The organism is Brevundimonas sp. (assembly GCF_032107865.1).
In the GTDB taxonomy this organism is placed as follows: Bacteria; Pseudomonadota; Alphaproteobacteria; order Caulobacterales; family Caulobacteraceae; genus Brevundimonas.
The window spans coordinates 1-4578 of sequence record NZ_DAMCNG010000206.1 but is presented as its reverse complement, the minus strand read 5'-3'; the positions used below and the strand labels follow the sequence as shown (position 1 = coordinate 4578).

Here is a 4578-nt window from a genome sequence, read left to right as displayed (position 1 = left end):
CGACGGCCGCCGCCTCGGCGGCGCGCTGGCGCGCCATGGTCCTGGACAGTCCCCTGACGGCGGCCACGGTGGCGGCAGCCAGCAGCATGCCGGCCACCAGGAGCTGCACCGCCGCCAGCGGCGAGTCATATCTGAGACCGGCAGGCTGAGGAGAAATCCGAGATGGGGCGTCAGGGCCGCCAGGGTGACGGCGCGGGAGCCGCTGGTCGCCATGGCCCCGTTGATGAGGGCTCCCGAGGCCAGGACCGCGGCGCAGACCAGCCCCAGAGTGTCCAGGGTCATGGCCTGGCGCAGGGCGAAGCTGGCGAAGACCAGGTTGCTCCCCAGGACGAGGGCCAGAGCCGGAAACGTCAGGCGTCGTCGAAGGCGTGGGGATGCGCTCCACAAAGCGGTCAGGAAGCGCTCGGCCGCCTGGATGAGAAGATAGGTCCCGGTCCAGGCCAGGGCGAAAAGCGGACCCGTCATGGGCCAGAAGACCAGGGCGATAAGCAGGCCGAACCCGATCCGCGTGCGCCACTGCTCCGCGCGCCGCCTCAGGGCCTCTCCAATCCACCGTCGCTCCATGGGGGTCATGCGGTCTCTCCTGATGGCGAGGATGGTGGGACGCTCTTCGTCAACAAAACGTTCGAGGTCTGCGGGAAGCGGAACAGAGCATGGCTGTGGAACATTGGGGCTACGGAGCTGTGATGCGCTCCGTCCTTCGGCGGGCGGACGTGGCCGCCGCACGGCGCGCGACGTCCGCCATCCGCCTTTGGAAAGCCCCGCGGCTCCTGGTCGAGGGTGACGCGCCAATTCCGGGACACGCGCCTGTGTCGGGCTTCCGACACAGGGAGACGGCGGGCGGCGAGGGCGCTTGACGAAGGAGGCGGGAGCCGGGAGCGAACAATGCCCTATCTTGTCACCTATGAAGCTGGCGAGACGGGCCTCGCCACCTGCGTGTCGGACGACCGCGCCGCCTTGCGCCTGGCGGCGTTATTCGAGGCTCAGGGCCTGACAGGCGTGGCCATTCAGGACGGGGGAACTGGAGAAGTGTTTTCGCCCCTGGCCTTCCGCCTTCGATGCGGGCCGGACGCAGGAATGCAGGGCCGTGGACTGAAACGGCTTTGAAATGCGCGGCCCGCCGGCGACGCCCCGGCATCAGGAAAATGAAAGCTCGGCGCGCTCGGCGCCCTGCCGCGCCGAACGGCCTCTCACCCGGAGGCAGTCGATCCTGACAGCCTCCCAGCCGGCTGGCAGGGTGATCGGACGGCGGGCCCAGATATCCGGCTCACCGTCGTCCACCACCAGTCCGATCAGACCATAGCAGAGACCGAGAAGCACCGTCGGAGCGCAACGGCATGTAGAGGTCGTCGAGAACCGCCTTCCAGGCGTCGGGCGCGGTCTTTCGCAGGCGCTCGGCGACCCGCAGGGCGCGCCGAAGCACGTCGGCGCCGGCCATGAGACTAAAGGCGTCGTTGTCCGGAGGCGGGGGGACCTCGGCCGGTCCCATGGACTGCAGAAGCTCAAATCCCCGACCTGTTCGGCTCACCCGGCTCACGAACCAGTCGGCCACTCCGCTGAGGACCGGCCAAGCCTCTTCCTCCAGAAATCTCTGGTCGCCCGTGGCGTCGGCGAAGAGGGAGAAGGCGCGGGCCACATGCAGGGAGACATGATCCTCATGATGAGCGGCGTCGCCGGCGCCGGGCGCCGCCTCCTGGCCCGTGCCGGGCGCGGCCTCCTAGGGATATTGCAGCCCCTGACGGTCGGAGAGGCGCGCATTGGCCGCCGCAGCAGGCCGTCCCCGACTCCGGAAGGCCAGCATGGCGCGCGCCGCGTCCGGCTGCATAAGGATCAGGGGCGGGAGGCAGAAGGCGTCCACATCCCACATCACGTGGCCGTAGTAGTAGTGATAGTCCCGCCAGGTCGCGAGGCCGAAGATCGAGGTGGAGGCCGGCGAAGCGGGGTGGGCGGAAGCGTTCAGGTAGTAGAAGGCGGCGTCGACAAGCGCCTGTTGCCGCGAACTCGCGCCGACAAGGACGACCCGACCCTCCCATATCTCCGCCCAGGCTGAGCGGTTGCAGCGTCTCAGGACGTCGAAACCGCCCCGGGACGCTCGCGCCACGCGCCTGACGGCCTCCTCGTCCGACCGCGCGTGGAGGACGGAGGGGCCAAGGCCGCCAGTTGCCGGAAACGCACAGGTCTTTCTGAAGCCAGCCGGATCCCATACTCCGTGCAGAGGGGGCCGGCGTCGGACCAGGTCAGGATCTGGCGACCGGCCGCCGCAGGGACTTCGGTGGCAAGGGCTAGGCCGCATTGGCCGAGCGCTTCGGCCGTTTCCCACAGGAGGCTGCCGTCACAGGCCGGCTCGGGTTCGCCGGGCGTGTCCGTGCGTCGTCGTGCGATCCGTCTGGTCAGCCCGGCGATCGATACGACAGCCCGGAACTTCAGGTCACAGGGGCCGTCGGCCGTGACCCGGACCTCCTGGGCGACGATCGAGGGGGCGGTGCGGCTGGCGAAGGTCACGACCTCCACCGAGAGGGCCTGGGTCCCGACTTGATAGGTGAAGGCGGATTGGAGCTCGGCGGTCGCGAAGTCGTAGGACTGTCGGAGATCGCCCATGGCCCAGGGCTGTTCGCTCATCAATACCCCGTCGATCGCCAGGTCCCCTGACAGGAGATAGGGCGCCGCGGCGGCGGCCTCGATCCCGCGCTCCGGGTGGGCGCCGGCCAGGCCGCTGATGAGAACCATGCCGGCGAAGAGGGGAACCTCGCGCACCCTGATGCCGATCAGGCCGTTGCCGAGATAGGCCGGCAGATCGCCGTCCCGCGGCCCGGAAACGGGTTCGCGGCTCAGGGGGCGGCGCGGGACGGTCATCCATTCGGCGGACGCTCCGCCGGCTTTTTGGGGCCGGTCTCTTTCGACCGCCGCCGATCGGGCGGTCTCTTGAAGATGTCGCCGACCACCGTCGCGTCCGGGCCGTCGGGACCGGCGCGCTTGCGGGACTCGCGGCCCACGCGCTCCACGGCCTCGTCGGATTCGTCAGCCTCGGGCTTGCCGCCCGGCGTCGCGGCGTTGCGCGCCCGTCCTCGGGATTGCTCGGATGTCATGGTCGTACTCCTGGCCGCCTCCCATACAGACGACCTCCCGACAGGAATGGTTCCTTTCCACGCGCCAGACCCGGCTTGTGTCGGGCGCCGGTCTCAGGGGCCTTGCTCCCGAATATCGTCTGCTACGACGACCTAGGTGGCGCGCGTCCGTCTGTCACCCGATACCCTGTCCCGCGGGCGCGCCTTCTATCTGCTTCAGGCAGAGCCGGGCGGCTCGGCGGCGGCCGGTTTCGTCGCCTGGGTCGAGGCGCAGGTCCACGCCTGCATGGATAAGGCGTTTTCTGCGAACGCGCCCTTGAGGCGGTAGCGGCGGGGCGCATTCAAGCCAGGTGGTCCGCTCGATCCCCCCAACATCGGCCTGATCGACGCTGAGGGCGCCCTGCATCTGAAGGATCGCAAGTCCCGCCATGATCATCTCCGGCGGCTAACGTCTGCCACCGTCGCAGGCGCCCAGCCTCGGGCGAACAGGTGAACGGGCGCGTGCGCCGGGTCTGATCCAGCCCTAGGCCAGGCCAGGCGTATTCAGACCGGAGGGAAGGAAAGGGCGCTCTGGGGCGCTCCGCTCGGGAGCGCAGGGAGGAATACGCCATGACTTCGCTCGTCGCTTTCGACTGCACCATTCCGGCTACGCCCTATGAGGAGTCGGCGGATCTGGATCTGTTGTCGGCCCTACTGGAGCGGGAACTGCCGGGGTCGGGACGGCACGCCGCCGCCGCCCTGATCGCGGCCTTTGGGGGGCTGGCGGGGGTGGCGGCCGCGGACTCCGCAGCCCTGGCGCGAACGGGTCTGCCGCCTGCGGCTGTGGCCAGTTTCGCCAGCGTCAGGGCCCTGGCCCTGGCCATGGGCCGGGCCGAAGCCTGCAGGCGACCCGTCCTCTCGTCCTGGAGCGCGCTCCTGACCTATCTGCGCATCTCCCTGGCCCATGCCCCGCGAGAACAGTTTCGGGCTCTCTACCTCAACAAGCGCAACATACTGATCCGGGAGGAGCTTCGGGCGGACGGCACGATCGACCACGCTCCTGTTTATCCCCGCGAAGTGGTGAGGCGAGCACTGGAGCTGTCGGCCACGGCCCTGATCCTGGTCCATAATCATCCCTCGGGCGATCCGACCCCGTCACGGTCCGACATCGACATGACCAAGCGGATCGTCGACGCCGCCAGGGTCTTCGACATCACCGTCCACGACCATGTCATCGTCGGGCCGGAGGGGACAAAGAGCCTGCGCACCCTGGGCCTGATGTGAGGCGGCGATGACCCGGCTTTGCACCAGGAGCCTCCGCGACATCGTCTCCGCCCTGGGCGGGGACCTGCATCATGGCGGCGGCAGCGCCCATGTGCCGGCGCCGGGTCACAGTCCGGCGGACCGCTCCGTCTCCCTCCTGCTCGACGGCGACCGGCTGGTGATCCATGGCTTCGGGGCGGCGGACTGGCGCGAGGTCCGCGCCCAGCTTCTGGGCCTGGGTCTGATCGACGCCGCAGGCCGACTGACCGGC

At 69.3% G+C, this 4578-nt stretch carries 5 protein-coding genes and 2 pseudogenes; 3 read left to right on the top strand and 4 right to left on the bottom strand.

Annotated elements, in window-relative coordinates:
- The coding region (locus tag RT567_RS13810; protein WP_313576856.1) for a hypothetical protein at positions 1–573 on the bottom strand (573 nt) is incomplete at its 3' end.
- 312 nt (positions 574–885) lie between these two features.
- Here RT567_RS13810 and RT567_RS13805 point away from each other — a divergent pair.
- Positions 886–1107 (top strand): hypothetical protein, encoded by a 222-nt coding sequence (locus tag RT567_RS13805; protein WP_312205598.1) that lies wholly within the window; start codon positions 886–888, stop codon positions 1105–1107.
- Between the two features lie 160 nt (positions 1108–1267).
- Here RT567_RS13805 and RT567_RS13800 read toward each other — a convergent pair.
- The 3 genes and pseudogenes from RT567_RS13800 to RT567_RS13790 form a co-directional block, all read right to left on the bottom strand.
- Positions 1268–1867 (bottom strand): annotated as a pseudogene (locus RT567_RS13800) (hypothetical protein).
- A 197-nt stretch (positions 1868–2064) separates the two neighbouring features.
- On the bottom strand, positions 2065–2853 hold the full coding sequence (locus RT567_RS13795; protein WP_313576855.1) for a hypothetical protein: 789 nt from the start codon (positions 2851–2853) through the stop codon (positions 2065–2067).
- Positions 2850–3086 (bottom strand): hypothetical protein, encoded by a 237-nt coding sequence (locus tag RT567_RS13790; RefSeq protein WP_313044727.1) that lies wholly within the window; start codon positions 3084–3086, stop codon positions 2850–2852. Before RT567_RS13790 ends, RT567_RS13795 begins: the two co-directional genes overlap by 4 nt.
- Positions 3087–3674: 588 nt before the next feature.
- Between RT567_RS13790 and RT567_RS13785 the strand changes: the two genes are divergently transcribed.
- Both RT567_RS13785 and RT567_RS13780 read left to right on the top strand, forming a co-directional pair.
- A complete protein-coding gene (locus RT567_RS13785) occupies positions 3675–4328 on the top strand; it encodes a RadC family protein (protein WP_313576854.1) in 654 nt (217 codons plus the stop codon).
- Between the two features lie 7 nt (positions 4329–4335).
- A pseudogene (locus tag RT567_RS13780) lies at positions 4336–4578 on the top strand (hypothetical protein); the annotation flags it as partial.

Excerpts from the sequence above, each read along its gene's own strand:
- RT567_RS13795 (WP_313576855.1), bottom strand. The coding sequence starts at position 2,853 with ATGACCGTCCCGCGCCGCCCCCTGAGCCGCGAACCCGTTTCCGGGCCG.
- RT567_RS13805 (WP_312205598.1), top strand. The coding sequence starts at position 886 with ATGCCCTATCTTGTCACCTATGAAGCTGGCGAGACGGGCCTCGCCACC.
- RT567_RS13785 (WP_313576854.1), top strand. The coding sequence starts at position 3,675 with ATGACTTCGCTCGTCGCTTTCGACTGCACCATTCCGGCTACGCCCTAT.
- RT567_RS13790 (WP_313044727.1), bottom strand. The coding sequence starts at position 3,086 with ATGACATCCGAGCAATCCCGAGGACGGGCGCGCAACGCCGCGACGCCG.